This window comes from Streptomyces chlorus, from assembly GCF_042655885.1.
Lineage (GTDB): Bacteria > Actinomycetota > Actinomycetes > Streptomycetales > Streptomycetaceae > Streptomyces > Streptomyces chlorus.
Map to the genome: position 1 here is coordinate 208,777 of NZ_JBHSOA010000018.1, position 17,856 is coordinate 226,632.

Consider the following 17,856-nt stretch of genomic DNA (forward strand, 5'->3'; position numbering starts at 1 on the left):
CGAGATGAAGACGACGCACGACACGGCCGCCCACGGCGGGGACGTCCGCCTCACCGGTCTTGGCAAGACCTACGGCGCGTTCACCGCCGTCCACCCCCTCGACCTGACCGTGCCCGAGGGCTCCTTCTTCGCCCTGCTCGGCGCGTCCGGCTGCGGCAAGACCACCACCCTCAGGATGATCGCCGGCCTGGAGGAACCCACCGCCGGCACCGTCCACCTCGGCGACCAGGACGTCACCGCGCTCCCGCCGTACAAGCGGCCGGTGAACACCGTCTTCCAGTCCTACGCCCTCTTCCCGCACCTCGACATCTTCGAGAACGTCGCCTTCGGTCTGCGCCGGCGCGGCATCAAGAGCGTGAAGAAGCAGGTCGGGGAGATGCTGGAACTCGTCCAGCTCGGCGAGCAGGCCCGCAAGAAGCCGCACCAGCTCTCCGGCGGCCAGCAGCAGCGGGTCGCCGTGGCCCGCGCCCTGATCAACCACCCGAAGGTGCTGCTGCTCGACGAGCCGCTCGGCGCCCTCGACCTGAAACTGCGCCGCCAGATGCAGTTGGAGCTCAAACGCATCCAGACCGAGGTCGGCATCACCTTCGTGCACGTCACGCACGACCAGGAAGAGGCCATGACCATGGCCGACACGGTCGCCGTGATGAACGGGGGCCGCGTCGAGCAACTCGGCCCGCCCAGCGAGCTGTACGAGAACCCGCGCACCACGTTCGTCGCCAACTTCCTCGGCACGTCCAACTTCATCGAGGCCGACGTCGACACCAGGTCGGGCGACGACATCGTGCTGAAGGCGGGCGGCGGCAAGCTCGTCCTGCCCTCGACGCGCAACAGCGGCCCCACGGCGACCGGCGGCAAGGTGCTGCTCGGGGTGCGCCCGGAGAAGATCTCCCTCGTCCACGCCGACGACGCCGGACGCATACCCGAGGGCCGCAACCGGATCACCGGCCGGATCTCCGACTCCAGCTACCTCGGCGTCTCCACCCAGTTCGTCGTCGACAGCCCGGTCTGCACCGCGTTCGAGGTCTACGTCCAGAACATCGACCGCGACGACCGGCTGGCGCCCGGCGCCGAGGTCGTCCTGCACTGGAACCCGGCGCACACCTTCGGTCTCGACGCCGCTCAGTCCCTGCTTGCCGGGACAGTGGGCTCCGCCGGGGTGGAGACCGTCGAGGAGGAGGCCGCCTGATGGCCACCGTCACCCAGTTGCCGCCGCCCCTGGCGCCGGCCCCGCAGGCGAAGCCGCCGCGGAAGCGGGGCCGCCGGACGCCGTACCTGCTCCTGCTGCCCGGCCTGCTGTGGCTGTTCGTCTTCTTCGCGCTGCCGGTGATCTACCAGGCCTCCACCTCCGTCCAGACGGGTTCCCTGGAGGACGGCTACGAGGTCACCTGGCACTTCGCCACCTACTGGGACGCGCTGTCCGCTTACTGGCCGCAGTTCGTCCGCTCGGTGCTCTACGCGGCCTCCGCGACCGTGCTGTGCCTCGTGCTCGGCTACCCGCTGGCGTATCTGATCGCCTTCCGCGCGGGACGCTGGCGGAACCTGATCATGATTCTGGTGATCGCGCCCTTCTTCGCCAGCTTCCTGATCCGCACCCTCGCCTGGAAGACGATCCTGGCCGACAGCGGCCCCGTGGTCGAGATCCTCAACACGCTGCACATACTGGACGTCACCTCCTGGCTCGGCTGGACCGCCGGCGACCGGGTGCTGGCCACACCGCTCGCCGTCGTCTGCGGTCTGACGTACAACTTCCTTCCGTTCATGATCCTTCCGCTCTACACCTCCCTGGAGCGCATCGATCCCCGGCTGCACGAGGCGGCGAACGACCTGTACGCCAGGCCGGCGACCACCTTCCGCAGGGTCACCCTCCCGCTGTCGATGCCGGGCGTCGTCTCCGGCACGCTGCTGACCTTCATCCCGGCCACCGGGGACTACATCAACGCGGACCTGCTCGGCTCCACCGACACCCGCATGATCGGCAACGTGATCCAGACGCAGTTCCTGCGCGTCCTGGACTATCCGACGGCCGCGGCGCTCTCGTTCCTCCTGATGGCCGCGATCCTGTTCGCGGTCACGTTCTACATCCGCAAGTCCGGCACGGAGGATCTGGTGTGATGGCCTTCGTCAACCGGCTCAAGCGCCGTCTCGTCGTCATCGCGGGACTGCTGACGCTCGCGTATCTGCTGCTGCCGGTCGTGGTGGTGGCCGTGTTCTCGTTCAACAGGCCCAAGGGCCGCTTCAACTACGAGTGGCAGGAGTTCTCCACGGACGCCTGGAAGGACCCGTGCGGGGTCTCCGGTCTGTGCGGCTCGTTGTCGCTCAGCCTCCAGATCGCGCTGTGGGCCACTCTCGGCGCCACCGTGCTCGGCACCATGATCGCCTTCGCGCTGGTCCGCTACCGCTTCCGCGCCCGCGGCGTCGTGAACTCGCTGGTCTTCCTGCCGATGGCGATGCCCGAGGTGGTCATGGCGGCATCGCTGCTGACCCTGTTCCTCAACATGGGCGTCCAGCTCGGCTTCTGGACGATTCTCATCGCCCACGTCATGTTCTGCCTCAGCTTCGTCGTGGTCGCCGTCAAGGCGCGCGTGATGTCGATGGACCCGCGCCTGGAGCAGGCCGCCCAGGACCTGTACGCCGGTCCGGTCCAGACGTTCCTGAGGGTCACCCTGCCGATCGCCGCCCCCGGCATCGCGGCGGGCGCGCTCCTCGCCTTCGCCCTGTCCTTCGACGACTTCATCATCACCAACTTCACCTCGGGTTCCACCGTCACCTTCCCGATGTTCGTCTGGGGCTCCGCGCAGCGCGGAACTCCGGTACAGATCAACGTCGTCGGTACGGCCATGTTCGTCGTCGCCGTCCTGCTGGTGCTGGTCTCCATGGCCGTCGGCAACCGCCGCAAACGGCAGAAGGCGTAAAAGACCATGAGTCGTTGGACGACATCCCTCGCCGATGCCCGGCCGGCCGCCTACTGGCTGGACGATCCCGGCCGGCCGGACCCCGAGCCCGCTCTCACCGGCGCCGAGGCCTGCGACCTGCTGGTGGTGGGCGGCGGATACAGCGGCCTGTGGACGGCACTGATCGCCAAGGAACGCGACCCGGGAAGAGACGTCGTCCTGGTCGAGGGGCGTGAGGTGGGCTGGGCCGCATCGGGCCGCAACGGCGGATTCTGCGCCGCCTCCCTCACCCACGGCCTGGCCAACGGCCTGACCCGCTGGCCGGACGAGATCCACCGGCTGGAGCGGCTGGGCGCCCGCAACCTCGACGCCATCGAGGAGACGGTCGCCCGCCACGCCATCGACTGCGCATTCGAACGCACCGGTGAGCTGGACGTCGCCACCGAGCCCTACCAGGCACGCGAACTGCGCGACTGGTACCAGGAGATCGACCGCCGAGGCCTCGCCGACGGCGTCGACCTCCTCGACACCGACGCGGTCCGCGCCCAGGTCGACTCACCCACCTTCCTGGCCGGCCTCTGGGACCGCCGGGGCGTGGCCATGCTCCACCCGGCGAAACTCGCCTGGGGGCTCAAGCGGGCCTGCCTCGACCTCGGCGTCCGCGTGTACGAGCACACCCCCGCCCTCACTCTGCGCTCGTACGGCGCCGGGATGTCCGTCCGCACCCCCTACGGGCAGATCCGCGCCCGCACGGCCGCCCTCGGCACCAACATCTTCCCCAGCCTGGTCCGACGGGCCCGCGCCTACACCGTCCCGGTCTACGACTACGCCCTGATGACCGAACCGCTCACCGACGAACAACTGGCGTCCGTCGGCTGGAAGAACCGGCAGGGCCTTGCCGACAGCGCCAACCGGTTCCACTACTTCCGGCTGACCGCCGACCACCGCATCCTGTGGGGCGGCTACGACGCGGTCTACCCGTACGGCGGGCGGGTGCGGGCCGAGTACGACGACCGGCCACAGACGTACGCGAAGCTCGCCGACCACTTCTTCACCTGCTTCCCGCAGCTGGAGGGAGTCCGCTTCACCCACGCCTGGGGCGGCGCGATCGACACCTGCTCCCGCTTCTCGGCGTTCTACGGCACCGCCCACCGGGGCAGGGTCGCCTATGCGGCCGGCTTCACGGGGCTCGGCGTCGGCGCCACCCGCTTCGGCGCCGAGGTGATGCTGGACCTGCTGGCGGGGGAGCGCACCGAGCGCACGGAGCTGGAGATGGTGCGCAAAAAGCCGCTGCCGTTCCCGCCCGAGCCCTTCGCCTGGACCGGCATCGCGCTCACCAAGTGGTCGCTGGCACACGCCGACACCCACGACGGACGCCGGAACCTGTGGCTGCGGACCATGGACAGGCTGGGGCTGGGCTTCGACAGCTGAGAGCGGTTCTCGGCGACGTGGCCGGTTTTCGATAGTGGTGACCGGATTTTGACGAGTGTGATCCAGTTCACTCCATCGGGTGCCGGAACCCGCGTAATGCCCGGCGGAAAGCTTCCTCTCCTCCTCGTGACGCGAATTTCCCGCGTCCACGACAGAGAGGCAGGCGTTTGTGATGACAGGGACGAAGTCGGCGGTCGAGTGGCTCTCCTCCGTCGCGCCCGATCCCGAGGCGTGCCGCTGGGAGTGGGAGCGCAACCCGCACGGGGTGGCGCTGCTGCCGGCCGGCAAGGCATGGGACGTGCTGATCCTGCCGGGCGAGCTCGGCTACCCCACGCTCGACGTGCTCACCCGCGTCCTCGACCGGCCCGGCCCGGTGCTGGTCGACTTCGGTGACGCGAGGATGGGCTTCCTCGTGCCGCCGGGCACCGCGGCCCGCTGGGTCGGCACCGGCATCCGTACGGCGGGGGACGGCACCTGGATCGTGGTGCCGTATCCGGGCCGCTCGTCGGCCGGCGGGACGCGCTGGCTGTTCCCGCCGGACGGTTCGGGCACGCTCACCGATCCGGTCCTGCTCGAACTGGCCATGCACGAGGCGGTGGCAGGACTCGCCGGGCGGGAGAAGGCGTAGCCGACAGGACGACGGATCAGTGGCAGAGGCTCTGACAACCCGAGTGGCCCGGATCGACTCGAAGGCGCTCCGCCCCCCAGCCTCCTCTCCCCGTTTCCCCCGTACCCGGAGGAAGTTGTGGATCGCCGCAGACCGTTTCAGCCATTCGGTCCTCTGGCCGTGCTCGCCACCGCGGCTCCCGCCGCGTCCGGTGTCCCGTCGGCCGCCCGTGCGGCCGACGCGGACCTCATCAGGAACGGCGGCTTCGCATCCGGCCTCGACGACTGGACCTGTACAGCCGGCAAAACCGTGAACCTGCCCGTCCGCAGGGGTGGTTCGGCGCTCAGGGCGACCCCGGCAGGCGGCGACAACGCCCGGTGTGCGCAGACCGTGACCGTGCGGCCGGCCCCCCCCCGTGCACGCTCTCCGCCCACGTCCGCGGCACCTGTGTCCACCTCGGCGCGAGCGGGACCGGCACCACCGACGTCTCGACCTGGACCCAGTCCGCCCCCCGACCGGCAGCAGTTCACCGCCACCCGGACTGCGGCTCGTACGCACCCCACGGCACCTGGTCCGACCTGCGCGGCCCGATGACCTGGTCGATCAACGGGGACCGGGGCTCGGAGGCCGGGAGTTCCAGCGGACCTTCGACGGCTACTTCCGCTGATCGGCCGGCTGCCGGTCAGCGGCCGGCCGAGGGCTGTTCCGGCCGACCAGCAGCCACAGGCAGATCAGCAGGACCGCCCCCAGGCACCAGCCGGCCGCCACGTCCAGCGGCCAGTGGTAGCCCCGGCGCACCAACCCGTAGGAGGCGCCGGCGACCAGGGCGGCGCAGAGCAGCAGGAGCGCGCGGCGGACCGCCGGTGAGCGCAGCAGCGGGACGAGGAGCAGGACCGCCGCACCGTACGCGACGACGGCGGTGGCGGTGTGGCCGGAGGGGTAGTAGCCGACCGCCGGGGGCACGGCCGGGGTGCCGGGGCGGTCGGTCCAGGCCTTCAGGGGCACGACGAGCACCGGCACCAGGACCATCGCCACGGCTCCGGCCGCGGGCGGCAGCCACCAGCGGTCCCGGCCCGCGGCACGCCCCTGCCACGCGACGTACGCCAGCGCGATCACCAGGACGGGCACGGCCACCTCGATGTTGCCGAGGCCGGCGAGCAGCTCGGAGGACCGGTCCGGGTGGATGAGCGCACTGCTCAGCCGCTCGTCCAGGCCCACCAGGGGGCCGTCGGCGACGACCTGCCAGGTGATCAGGGCGAAGAGGAGAAGGGGAGGTCCGAGCAGCAGCATGGTGCACAGCTTCGCAGGCGCGCGGCCGACCGCGGCGGCCAGGCGCGGGGCGTGGCACGCCGAAGGGCCAGTGCAAGGGGGGGGTGAGCACTGGCCCTTCGGGGAACGGCCTGCCGCGCGTGACGCGTGGGCAGCCATCCGGATCGGAACGCCGCGCGCCCCGGGGGGTTTGGGGCGGGCGGCCGTCCGATCGTGAGGAGACCCGAAACCTGGGGGCTCCCGTTGTGTGCGCGAGGGCACGACCAGGTCGAAGCTGGGGAGGCCTCGGCCCGTACCGCTCACAGTTCCCTGTGAGCGGGTGTATCTCTTGTCCCGGTAGAACCTACGGCAGGGGGTGGGCCCACGACAGGGTCAACAGGCTCCTGCCATCCACCCCGCACACGTTCTTCACACGCTCTGCCGCTCGCGCCCCGGTCGTGGATGCCGGGGCGGCTCACCCGCTCCGGCGGCAGCTCAGATGTGCACGAATACCTGTTCAGACGCGTGCGAACGCCTGCTCGAGGATGTCCAGGCCCTCGTTGAGCAGGTCCTCGCCGATGACCAGCGGCGGCAGGAAGCGCAGCACGTTGCCGTAGGTGCCACAGGTCAGGACCAGCAGGCCCTCCTGCTGGCAGGCCTTGGCCAACGCGGCCGTCGCCTCCGGGTTCGGCTCCTTGGTCGCGCGGTCCTTGACGAGTTCGATGGCGATCATGGCGCCGCGGCCGCGGATGTCGCCGATGAGGTCGAACTTCTCGGCCATCGCGGTCAGGCGGGTCTTCATGACCGTCTCGATCGCCTTCGCCCTGGCGTTGAGGTCCAGTTCCTTCATCGTCTCGATGGCGCCGAGCGCGCCCGCGCAGGCCACCGGGTTGCCGCCGTAGGTGCCGCCGAGGCCGCCGGAGTGGGCCGCGTCCATGATCTCGGCGCGTCCGGTCACGGCGGAGAGCGGGAGTCCGCCGGCCATGCCCTTCGCGGTCGTGATCAGGTCCGGGACGATGCCCTCGTCCTCGCAGGCGAACCACTGACCGGTGCGGCAGAAGCCCGACTGGATCTCGTCGGCGACGAACACGATGCCGTTGTCCGCGGCGAACTTGCTGATCGCGGGCAGGAAGCCCTTGGCCGGCTCGATGAAGCCGCCCTCGCCGAGGACCGGCTCGATGACGATCGCGGCCACGTTCTGAGCGCCGACCTGCTTGGAGATCTGGTCGATGGCCTGGGCGGCGGCCTCCGGGCCCGCGTTCTCGGCGCCGGTCGGCCAGCGGTAGCCGTAGGCGACCGGTACGCGGTACACCTCGGGCGCGAACGGCCCGAAGCCCTGCTTGTACGGCATGTTCTTCGCGGTCAGCGCCATGGTGAGGTTGGTGCGGCCGTGGTAGCCGTGGTCGAACACCACGACCGCCTGCCGCTTGGTGTACACCCGTGCGATCTTGACGGCGTTCTCGACGGCCTCGGCGCCGCTGTTGAACAGGGCCGACTTCTTGGCGTGGTCGCCCGGGGTCAGCTCGGCGAGCGCCTCGGCCACGGCCACGTACCCCTCGTACGGCGTGACCATGAAACAGGTGTGCGTGAAGTCGGCGAGCTGGGCGGCGGCACGGCGGACGACGGCCTCGGCGGAGGCGCCGACCGAGGTCACCGCGATGCCCGAGCCGAAGTCGATCAGCCGGTTGCCGTCGACGTCCTCGATGATCCCGCCGCCCGCGCGCGCGGTGAACACGGGCAGTACGGAGCCCACGCCCTGGGCGACCGCGGCGGTACGGCGGGCCTGCAGCTCCTGCGACTTCGGGCCCGGGATGGCGGTGACGACGCGGCGCTCCTGCGGAAGTGCGGTCATGAGGGGCTCCTGGGGGGTGTAACGGACACGTGCCTTCTTTTCTCGCAGGCTAGGGCGGGGAGGGGAGACTGGGCATGCTCCATGTGGGCGTTGTCCGGGGGGCCGGGTTGTCCGGTGTGGACATAGCGGGGGGCCGGGGGGCAGGAGAAAAGGCGGCGGATGCGACGGCGGCCCGGGGCGTGGCGGGCAGGCGGCGCGCGGTGACGGCCGGAAACCGCGAGGGATTCGGCGCGGGATTCGGCGTGGACCCGGCACCGCGCGGAGTGCCGCCGTGGCCCGACCCGGCCGGGTGAACGGTGAACTCGCCCTGCCGGGGCGTTAGATTGGCTCGCTGATGGTGAACGGCGCGGCTGCTCAGGGGGCAAGGGCGATGGACGGCGACGGGACGCAGGACGCACGGGGTACGCATGCGAGCCCGGTGCCGCGCCCTGCCGGGCCACCGGAGGTGCCCCCGGTGCCCCCGAGGCCGGCCAGGGCACCGGGCATGCCGCCCCTGCCGGACGGGTCGGCGTTCCTGACCTGGCTGCGCACCCCCCGCCCGGAGGCACTGCCCGGCGTGTGGCGGTTCGGCCACCGGCCGCGCCCGGAGGAGGAACCGGAGCGCATTCCGGGACGGCAGCTGTTCAGCGGGGCCCTGATCGCGTTCCTGGTGGGCTGGCTGATCTGGTCGCTGCTGTGGAACGGCTACCTCGGCGGCTGGTGGCTGCTGCCGCTGTACGCGATGATCCCCGACTCGTGGGTCGAACCCCACAGCTTCGCCGCCGTCGTGGTGGTCTACGCCTATTACGTGCTGATCGCGGGTCTCCTCATGGTCGGTGTGGGCCGGCTCGGCCGATGGGGCGAGATCTGGCGGCGCTACGGGCCGCCCGCCTGGCGTCGCACCCCCCGGGCCGCCGAGCGCCCGCCGGCCCCCGAGGACGACCCCGCCACCTGGCCCGCGCTGCGTGCCGCCGGCGCCACCGACGCGGCGGACCGGCTCGCCGCCGACGCGCGCGCCGGGCTGATGCGGGACGTCGACCACGCCCGGATCACCCGCGCCTGGCAGGGCGTACACAGCGGCCGACACCCTCTCGAGACCTTCACCGGCACGGTGCTCAGTCATGGCGCCGCCGCCTGCCCGCACCCGTCCGGCGCCCGAGACCTGCCCGCCCGGCAGGCCCGGCACGACCTGGTCACCGGGCAGGTGCGGCTCGGCACCGCCGCCGACGACGCCCGCAACCCGTACGCCTACCGGGGCGCCGGCCTCGCCCTCGGTCCCGAACTGCTGGGCACCTCCCTGGTCGCGGTCGGACCGGCCGGCTCCGGCAAGACCGGCGCCGTCGTCCGGCCGCTCGCCGAGTCGCTGTGCCTGCACGCGCTCGCCGGACGCGCCGCCGTGGTCGTCGTCGGCGCCGCCGGCGTGGGAGCGGGTCCGGCCGACGCGTACGACGTCGTGGTACGGATCGGCAACCCCGACTCCGTGTACGACCTCGACCTGTACGGCGGGACCACCGACCCCGACGAGGCCGCCGCCGTCCTCGCCGAGGCACTGGTCGGCGACCTGGCCGATCCGCACCCCGGCAACGACAGCCGGCGCGCCACCACCGTCCTCGCCCAGCTGCTCGGCCCCTTCCGCGCGGTGCACGGCCGCTTCCCCTCCGTCCCCGAGCTGCGCGGTCTGCTCGACGGCTCACCCGGCCCGCTCGCCGAGCTGCGCCGGGGTCTGACGGAGACGGGACAGGAGTCGCTGCTGCGCGAACTCGACGCCCGGGAACGGCAGCTGGCACATCCCGGTGACGTCGGCGGGGTCCTCGCCGACCGGGTGGCGCTGCTCGACCGGCCGGCCTTCGCGACGTTCTTCAAGAGCGAGGGCTTCGACACTTCCGGGCAGTCCCGGCCCTTCACCCTCAAGGCGCTGGACCACCCCGTACGGGTCCGGGTCGACCTGCCCGCGCGGGGCCACGCCGACGCGTCGCGGGTGCTGGCGCGGCTCGTTCTCGCCCAGTTCACGGCGAGCGTGACGGAGCGCGAGGACCGCTCCCTGTTCGCCTGCCTGCTGCTGGACGACGCGACCGGCGTCATCACCCCCGAGGCCGTACGCGGCATCCAGCGGCTGCGGTCGGCCAACGCCGGGGCCGTGCTCACCCTGCGCACCCTGGACGACGTGGCGAGGCCACTGCGCGGACCTCTGCTCGGGACCGTCGGATGCAGGATGGCGCTGGCCGGGCTCACCCCGTGGGACGGGCAGGACTTCGCCGAGGTCTGGGGCAAGGAGTGGACCGAGGCACGGGACGTCACCGACCGGCAGATCATCGCGGAGAGCCCGGCGGGCAAGGCCTGGCACGCGGTGCGGCGGGCCATCACCGGCAAGGCGCCGACCGCGCGGGCGGTCACCGTACGGCAGGTCGAGCGGGAGCGGTGGTCCGCGTCCGAACTCGCGCACGCGATGCCGGCCGGGCACGCGGTGCTGTCCCTGACCGACGTCCGGGGCGAGCACGCGCCGCCGCTGCTGGTCGACCTGCGGGGCTGAGGGGCGCGCCGGGCGGGGTGGCGCGGGTCCGGGCGGGTCGGTTCGCAGCGGGTGGGTGAGCGCCGGGAGCGGAGCGTATGGGGCGACGCAGTGTGCATACGGTGAGGCAGAATTGATAAGGGTCGTTCATACGTGACGGCCAAAACGTCATACCGCTCACCGACTCGGACACCCGACCGACCGTTCCGCCGCCGACCTGAAGGCGCCATGCCTCTGACGCTCGCTTCGCTCGCACACCATTCCGCGCTCAGGCTGACCGTGCGCGCGGGCGAGGACGGCCTCGATGTGCCGGTCCGCTGGGCGCATGCCAGTGAGCTGGCCGACCCCGTGCCGTACATGGAGGGCGGCGAGCTGCTGCTCATCACCGCGCTCAAGCTGGACGCGGAGGATGCGGCGGCGATGCGCCGCTATGTGAAGCGGCTGGTGGAGGCGGGGGTGGTCGGCCTCGGCTTCGCCGTCGGTGTCCACTACGAGGACATCCCCGAGGCACTGGTCGACGCCGCGCGCGAGGAGGGGCTGCCGCTCCTGGAGGTGCCGCGCCGCACGCCCTTCCTGGCGATCAGCAAGGCCGTCTCCGCCGCCGTCGCAGCCGACCAGTACCGCGCGGTGACCGCGGGCTTCGCGGCCCAGCGGGAGCTGACCCGGCAGGCGCTGGCCGGCGGGCCCGAGGGCCTGCTGGCCGCGCTCGCCACCCAGGTCGACGGATGGGCCGCGCTGTACGACGCCTCGGGCGCCGTCGTCGCCACGGCACCGGAGTGGGCGGGCCGGCGCGCCGCACGGCTCACGGCCGACGTGCGGCGGCTGCGGGAGCGGGCCGCACCCGCCTCGTCGGTCGTCGCCGGGCCGGAGGACGACGACCGGGTCGAACTGCACACCCTCGGCACCGGCCGGCGCCCCCGGGCCGCGCTCGCCGTCGGCACCGCCGCGGCGCTCGGCACCGCCGCGCGGTACGCCGTCCACTCCGCCGTCGCGCTGCTCACCCTGACCACGGAACGCTCCCGCTCCCTGCACGCCGCCGAACAGCGGATCGGGGCCGCCGTCCTGCGCATGCTGCTCGCCGGTGAGCCGGACCACGCCCGCGCGGTGGCCGGACACCTGTACGGCGGTCTCCTGGACGCGCCCTTCCGGATCGTCGTGGCCGAGACGGGCACGGCGCCCGCCGCCCGCGCCCAGGGCGACCCGAACGGGGACGCCCTCGGCGCGCTCGAGGAGGTCGTGGAGTCCGCCGCCGCCCGCTCCGGCGAGGCGGTCCTGGTGGTGCCGGACGGAGAGCGGCTGGTGGTACTGGCCGCCGACGGCGGCGCGGCCGTGGCCGCGTGCTGCGACCACGCGGCCACCCTGGAGGCCGCGCGGGGCGCCGGGGGCGCCCACGAACCCCTCATGGGCGCCGACGAGGACGAACTGGTCGTGGGACTCTCCGCACCGGCCGGTCCCATCGCCGCCTCCGCCGCCTACAAGCAGGCCGGACAGGCGCTGTCGGTGGCCAGGAGGCGGGGGCGGGTGCTGGTGGAGCACGAGCAGATGGCCGCCGGATCCGTGGTGCCGCTGCTCGCGGACGACGCCGTCCGCGCCTTCGCCGACGGGCTGCTGCGGCCGCTGAACGAACACGACGCGACCGGGCGCGGCGACCTCGTCGCCTCGCTGCGCGCCTGGCTCTCCCGGCACGGGCAGTGGGACGCCGCGGCGGCCGACCTCGGCGTGCACCGCCACACCCTGCGCTACCGCATGCGCCGGGTCGAGGAGATCCTCGGCCGCTCCCTGGACGACCCGGACGTCCGCATGGAGCTGTGGCTGGCGCTGAAGGCGACGTCGTCCGACTGACGGGGCTCTTGGCCGACAGGCTCCGGCTGACGTGCCGCAGGCCGCAGGCGGCCGGCTTCCGGTTGGCGTCCGCCGACTGGCAGGTCCAGGCCGGCGACCGCCCAGGACGTGCCGCCGTTCGATGGCTTCCGGCTGGTGACTGCAGGCCGGCGACCACCGAGTGATGCGCCGCCGGCTGACCGGCTTCTGGCCGGCGTACCGCCGAGTGACGTGCCGCCGGCCGGCGACCGCCGGCTGACAGGCTTCCGGTCGACGGCTTCCGCCTGACGGTCGTCGGCTCACGGCCGCCGTCAGTCGCGAGCCCGGGTGGTCAGCCACCGGGGAGGCCTGCCGCGCAGGACGGGTCAGCGACCGATCTGCCAAAGCGGCGCGAGCCGCGGACCGACTGCTACGACTCGGACAAACGCCACGTCATCCGCGGGCCCCTACCGTGGACGCGACAGGCCAAGCACCCACCCCAACGCGGAAGGGCCGGGATTCCTATGACTTCCACCCACGCCTTCTGGCTCGCCGGCCGCCAGGCCACCGGCGAGGCCTCCTTCGACGTCACCTCCCCGTGGGACGGCCGGGTCGTCGGCACGGTGAGCGTGCCCACCGACGCCCAGGTCGAGGAGGCCGTGGCCGCCGCGTACGCCGTACGGGACGAGTTCGCGGCCACCCCCGCCCATGTCCGCGCCGCCGCTCTCGACCACGTCAGCCGGCGGCTCGTCGAGCGCACCGAGGACATCGCCCGGCTGATCTCCGCCGAGAACGGCAAGCCGATCAAGTGGGCGCGCGGCGAGGTCGGCCGGGCCGTGTCCGTGTTCCGGTTCGCCGCCGAGGAGGCCCGCCGGTTCAACGGCGGAGAGGGCCAGCGGCTCGACACCGACGCCGGCGGCCAGGGACGGCTCGCCCTCACCCGGCGGTTCCCGAAGGGCGTCGTCCTGGGCATCGCGCCGTTCAACTTCCCGCTGAACCTGTGCGCCCACAAGATCGCCCCGGCCATCGCCGCCGGTGTCCCCATCGTCCTCAAGCCCGCCCCGGCGACCCCGCTGTCCGGGCTGCTCATCGGCGAACTGCTCGCCGGGACCGAACTGCCTGCCGGCTCCTGGAGCATCCTCCCGGTCCCGAACGACCGCATGCCCGCCCTGGTGCAGGACGAGCGGCTGCCGGTGATCTCCTTCACCGGTTCCGAGAAGGTCGGCTACGCGATCATGGACTCGGTGCCGCGCAAGCACTGCACCCTGGAGCTCGGCGGCAACGGCGCGGCCGTCGTCCTCGCCGACTGGGCGAGCGACGAGGACCTGGACCGGGCCGCGCAGCGCATCGCCGCCTTCTCCAACTACCAGGGCGGCCAGTCCTGCATCTCCGTGCAGCGGGTCATCGCCGACGCCGCCGTGTACGACAGGCTGCTGCCGCGCATCGTCGCCGCCGTGGAGGCCCAGGTCACGGGTGACCCGGCCGACGACGCGACCGACGTCGGCCCGCTGGTCAGCCAGGACGCCGCCGAGCGTGTCGAGGCGTGGGTGCAGGAGGCCGTCGACGCCGGTGCCACCCTGCTCACCGGCGGCAAGCGGGACGGCGCCTCCTACGCCCCGACCGTGCTCGCCGGTGTACCGGCCGACGTGACGATTTCCTGCGAGGAGGTCTTCGGCCCCGTCCTCACGGTGACGAAGGCGGACGGCGAGGCAGCAGCCTTCGCCGCCGTCAACGACTCCAAGTACGGCCTCCAGGCAGGGGTGTTCACCCACGACCTGCAGGCCGCCTTCCGGGCCCACCGCGCCCTGGAGGTCGGCGGCGTCGTCATCGGCGACGTGCCGTCCTACCGCGCCGACCAGATGCCGTACGGCGGTACCAAGCAGTCCGGCGTGGGCCGCGAGGGCGTGCGGTTCGCGATGGACGACTACACCTATGAGCGGGTGATGGTCCTGACCGGCCTCGCTCTCTGAGGCAGGCGGCTGGTTCCCGGTTCTCGGGAACTGTTTTCGGGTGGCCTCGCGGGTGACGCGAGAGCGTCGCCCGCGAGGGGCCCGGCACCGATGCCTTCCGGCTGCTGCTGGTCGATTCGGTCTGGCGTTCCGGGCTCCGCGAGTCCGTACCGCCGGAGCCGGGTACTCCGGCCGCGACCGTGACACATTCCCGGAAAGTGTCACGGTCGGCGGACTCATGCCCCGGGTCCGCCGGATGCGCCAACAGCGTCCGGTGCCTTCCGGTGCCGGAACCCCCTTCGTTTCCGTGCCTGTGGGTGCCTCTTCGTGCTTCTTCGTGTCCTCAGCCGGAGAAGCCGACCCGCGCGAGCCGCAGCGCGCCGCGCAGCCGCAGGCGCACATCGTGCACGCCGGCGGTGGCCGCCGGGACCTCGGTGGAAGCGAGGGGCGCGCCGAGCGTGACGTAGTCGTACGGGCCCGACGTCGGGGCCGACGGGGACAGTCCGGCGAGCACGGGGCCGCCGTCGAGGGAGAGTTCGACGGTGCCCTCGCCGGACACCTCGACGGTCACCTCCCTCGCCCCGTTCCCGAAGTCGCAGCGCCGGAAGACCAGTTCGCCTTCCTGTCCGGCCACTGGCGTCACCGCGTCGCCCGACTCCTTGCTCCGGTCGACGATCACGGTGCCGTTCTGCTCGTCGAAGTCCGCCGCGTCCAGGCCGTGTTCGAGGGCCGCGCGGGCGGCGGCGGGTTCGCCGTCGAGTGTGACGGTGGACCACTGCCGGATGTCCGCGCTGGACGCGCCGGCCAGCAGCTCGTACCGGCCCGGTTCCACCCGCCACCGGGCCACCGCCACGTCCCAGAACGCGAAGGCGGACAGGGGGAGTTCGAAGGCGACCTCGGCCGTCTCGCCGGGCGCGAGGGCCAGCCGCCGGTGGGCCACCAGCTCGCGCAGCGGACGCGGCACCGAGGGGTCCACGGCCCGCGTGTAGAGCTGGGCGACCTCGTCGGCCGTGACGGCACCGGTGTTGGTGACCGTGAACGAGACGCGTACCGCCTGCTCCTCGGCCCGCGCCGTCAGGTCGCCGTAGGCGAAGGCCGCGTACGACAGGCCGTGACCGAAGGGGAACAGCGGAGTGCCCCCGAAGTACAGGTAGGTCTGGCGGGAGCCGATCACGTCGTAGTCGAGCAGGCCGGGGAGATCGGCGTCGTCGGCGTACCAGGTCTGCGGAAGCCGGCCGGCGGGGGAGACGTCACCGGCGAGCACCCGGGCCAGCGCGGTGCCCGCGGCCTGCCCGCCGTGCGCGGTCCAGAGCACCGCCGGCAGGTCCGTCGGATCGACCGCGTACGGGTAGGCGGAGACCAGCGCCAGCACGGTGCTGGGGTTGGCGGCGCGGGCCGCGCGCAGCAGCAGCTCCTGCTGGGCGGGCAGCCGGAGCGTCGTCCGGTCCTCGGTCTCCCGGCCGTTGATGTGCGGGTCGTTGCCGGCGACCACCACGACCACGTCGGCCCGTGCGGCGGCCCGCACCACGGCCTCCTCGCCGTACTCGGTGACGATCAGCTCGAACACCTCGGGGCCGGCTCCGGCCGCCGCGTCCTGCCCGGCAGCCGCGCTCTCCTCGGCAGTGGGGTTCTGCGGGGCAACCTTCACGCCGTCGGCGGCGACCTGCACAGGGAGTCCTGTTCCCAGGTGCCTGAGGAGGTGACCGCCACCGTGCGGTTCCAGCCGGAACGTCTCCTGCACGACCCAGCCGCCGGGCTGGTCGGCGGAGGCGCGGAGGTAGCCGTCCTCGGCGACCGACAGATACCGGCCGTCCGGGGCACGCAGGGTCAGCACGCCCTCGCCCCAGTCGACCAGGGCGAGGTCGGTGCCCTTTGGCCCGGTGGTGAGCGGGGCCAGGTCGGTACGGCCCGCGAGCAGCGCCGGATCCAGCGCGCCCTCGGCGCCGCGCGCCGCGTCAGGGGTGTCGGGCGCCGGCGGGACGTGCAGGAAGGCGCCGGCGGAGGTCTTCAGCAGGACGCGGTCCACGCCCTCCGTGAACTCCACCCGCTCGGCGCCGAACCGCTCGTAGAGCCCTTCCAGGGGAGTGGAGCGGTGGATCAGGGTGCCGCTGTACCAGTCGAGCTTGCATTCGTCGGCCAGCAGGCCGACCACGGCGACACGGGTGGGCGCCGGGGCCAGGGGCAGCAGGCCGTCGTTCTTCAGCAGGACGACTGCCTGCTCGGCGGCCTCCTGCGCCAGCGCCCGGTGCTCCGGGGTGTCGAAGGCGTGCTCGTCGGCGCCCCCCTCCGCCTGCGGGACACGGCTGCCCCCGCCGTCCCCGCCGTCCCCGCCGCCCCCGTACGGGTCCGCGCCCGGGTCGAACTCGCCGAGCCCAAAGCGCACCGAGAGCTGCCGGCGGACCGCGCCGTCGATCTCGGCCTCCGTCAACAGCCCCTGCCGCAGCGCCGCTTCGAGGCGCCCCACGATGACCGAGCTGTCCGTGCCGTGGTCCGTGAAACTGTCCACCCCGGCCCGCAGCGAGGCGGCGACGGCCTCCTCGTGGGTGTCGAAGTAGTGCTCGGAATCGACCAGGTTGGACGGCGCGCCGGCGTCCGAGCAGACCAGCAGCTCCTCCTCGGTCCAGGTGCGCAACTGCTCGCGCAGATACGGCGAGACATGGTTCGGGCGGCCGTTGACCAGGTTGTACGCGGGCATCACGCCGGCCACCGCACCCGCCTCGACGGCGTCCCGGAAGGCGCGCAGATCGTACTCGTGCAGCACCCGCGGGCGGACCGAGCCGGACGTGGTGTCCCGGGCCGTCTCGTTGTTGTGCGCGAGCCAGTGCTTGAGCACCGGCGCCGTCCGCCAGTACGTCGGATGATCACCGCGCAGGCCGCGGGTGTAGGCGGTGGCGATCGCCGAGGTGAGCCGGGGATCCTCCGAGTAGCCCTCCTCGTTGCGGCCCCACAGGGGGTGGCGCAGCAGATTGACGGTCGGCGCCCAGACGTTGAGACCGACCCGCTCGTCCCGGGCACGCATCGCACGGGTCTCCCTGGACACCGCCTCGCCGACCCGGCGTACCAGCTCCGGGTTCCAGGTCGCCCCCAGCCCGACGGCCTGCGGGAACACCGTCGCCGGACCCATCCAGGCCACGCCGTGCAGTGCCTCCTGGCCGGTGCGGAAGGCGGCGATGCCGAGCCGCTCGACGGCGGGTGTGAACTGGTGCAGAGCTCCGATCCTCTCCTCGAGGGTCAGCCGCGACAGAAGGTCGTCGATGCGCTTCGCGAACGGCAGGCGCGGATCGCGGAAAGGCGGAGTGGGCGGTGTTGGTGCGGTCACGTGGACATCCCCTTGCGGTGGAACGACGAAGCGCTTTCGAAGCGCTTCGATGCTGATTCCGGGAAGGGTGGGTGTCAAGGACATGGGCGCGAGCGATCGGACGGCCGGCGGAATCTCGCGGACATTTCCTTGAAGAGTGCGCGTGCATTGTGCGCATGGTGCTCTTGCAGTTCCTCGGTGCACCTCCGAGGAATCTTGTAAGCAACTCTTGTGCGTCCCTGGGTGTTCACTTAACCTCGCAGCAACATCGAAGCGCTTCGACTGCGAG

Annotated in this window: 11 protein-coding genes; 8 read left to right on the forward strand and 3 right to left on the reverse strand. The window is 72.5% G+C overall.

Annotation, left to right across the window (positions count from 1 at the left end):
• The first annotated feature begins 4 nt into the window (after nucleotides 1-4).
• From ACFPZI_RS10770 to ACFPZI_RS10790, 5 genes are all read left to right on the forward strand, one after another.
• The gene (locus ACFPZI_RS10770) at nucleotides 5-1,189 is read left to right on the forward strand and encodes an ABC transporter ATP-binding protein (protein WP_381361402.1); all 1,185 of its coding nucleotides are present in this window, start codon (nucleotides 5-7) and stop codon (nucleotides 1,187-1,189) included.
• Nucleotides 1,189-2,115, forward strand: coding sequence for an ABC transporter permease (locus ACFPZI_RS10775; RefSeq protein WP_381361405.1), 927 nt, complete (start codon nucleotides 1,189-1,191; stop codon nucleotides 2,113-2,115). Before ACFPZI_RS10770 ends, ACFPZI_RS10775 begins: the two co-directional genes overlap by 1 nt.
• Complete coding sequence (locus ACFPZI_RS10780; protein ID WP_381361407.1) at nucleotides 2,115-2,915, forward strand: ABC transporter permease; 801 nt, start codon at nucleotides 2,115-2,117, stop codon at nucleotides 2,913-2,915. Before ACFPZI_RS10775 ends, ACFPZI_RS10780 begins: the two co-directional genes overlap by 1 nt.
• Before the next feature lie 6 nt (nucleotides 2,916-2,921).
• Complete coding sequence (locus tag ACFPZI_RS10785) at nucleotides 2,922-4,325, forward strand: NAD(P)/FAD-dependent oxidoreductase (RefSeq protein WP_381361410.1); 1,404 nt, start codon at nucleotides 2,922-2,924, stop codon at nucleotides 4,323-4,325.
• Between the two features lie 172 nt (nucleotides 4,326-4,497).
• On the forward strand, nucleotides 4,498-4,953 hold the full coding sequence (locus ACFPZI_RS10790) for a hypothetical protein (protein ID WP_381361413.1): 456 nt from the start codon (nucleotides 4,498-4,500) through the stop codon (nucleotides 4,951-4,953).
• Nucleotides 4,954-5,586: 633 nt separating this feature from the next.
• Here the strand turns inward: ACFPZI_RS10790 and ACFPZI_RS10795 are convergent.
• Nucleotides 5,587-6,222 (reverse strand): phosphatase PAP2 family protein, encoded by a 636-nt coding sequence (locus tag ACFPZI_RS10795; protein ID WP_381361416.1) that lies wholly within the window; start codon nucleotides 6,220-6,222, stop codon nucleotides 5,587-5,589.
• Nucleotides 6,223-6,697: 475 nt separating this feature from the next.
• Nucleotides 6,698-8,032, reverse strand: a complete 1,335-nt coding sequence (gene gabT / locus ACFPZI_RS10800) for a 4-aminobutyrate--2-oxoglutarate transaminase (protein ID WP_381361418.1) — start codon at nucleotides 8,030-8,032, stop codon at nucleotides 6,698-6,700.
• A gap of 370 nt (nucleotides 8,033-8,402) precedes the next feature.
• Here gabT and ACFPZI_RS10805 point away from each other — a divergent pair, with 370 nt between their 5' ends.
• From ACFPZI_RS10805 to ACFPZI_RS10815, 3 genes are all read left to right on the forward strand, one after another.
• Nucleotides 8,403-10,541: an ATP-binding protein gene (locus tag ACFPZI_RS10805; RefSeq protein ID WP_381361420.1), complete on the forward strand. Its 2,139-nt coding sequence runs from the start codon at nucleotides 8,403-8,405 to the stop codon at nucleotides 10,539-10,541.
• 207 nt (nucleotides 10,542-10,748) lie between these two features.
• Nucleotides 10,749-12,362 carry a PucR family transcriptional regulator gene (locus tag ACFPZI_RS10810; protein ID WP_381361423.1) on the forward strand — a complete coding sequence of 538 codons (1,614 nt, stop codon included), beginning with the start codon at nucleotides 10,749-10,751 and terminating at the stop codon, nucleotides 12,360-12,362.
• A 482-nt stretch (nucleotides 12,363-12,844) separates the two neighbouring features.
• Nucleotides 12,845-14,290 (forward strand): aldehyde dehydrogenase family protein, encoded by a 1,446-nt coding sequence (locus tag ACFPZI_RS10815; protein WP_381361425.1) that lies wholly within the window; start codon nucleotides 12,845-12,847, stop codon nucleotides 14,288-14,290.
• 322 nt (nucleotides 14,291-14,612) lie between these two features.
• Here ACFPZI_RS10815 and ACFPZI_RS10820 read toward each other — a convergent pair whose 3' ends face one another.
• On the reverse strand, nucleotides 14,613-17,588 hold the full coding sequence (locus ACFPZI_RS10820; RefSeq protein WP_381361428.1) for a glycoside hydrolase family 3 C-terminal domain-containing protein: 2,976 nt from the start codon (nucleotides 17,586-17,588) through the stop codon (nucleotides 14,613-14,615).
• Nucleotides 17,589-17,856 lie beyond the last annotated feature (268 nt).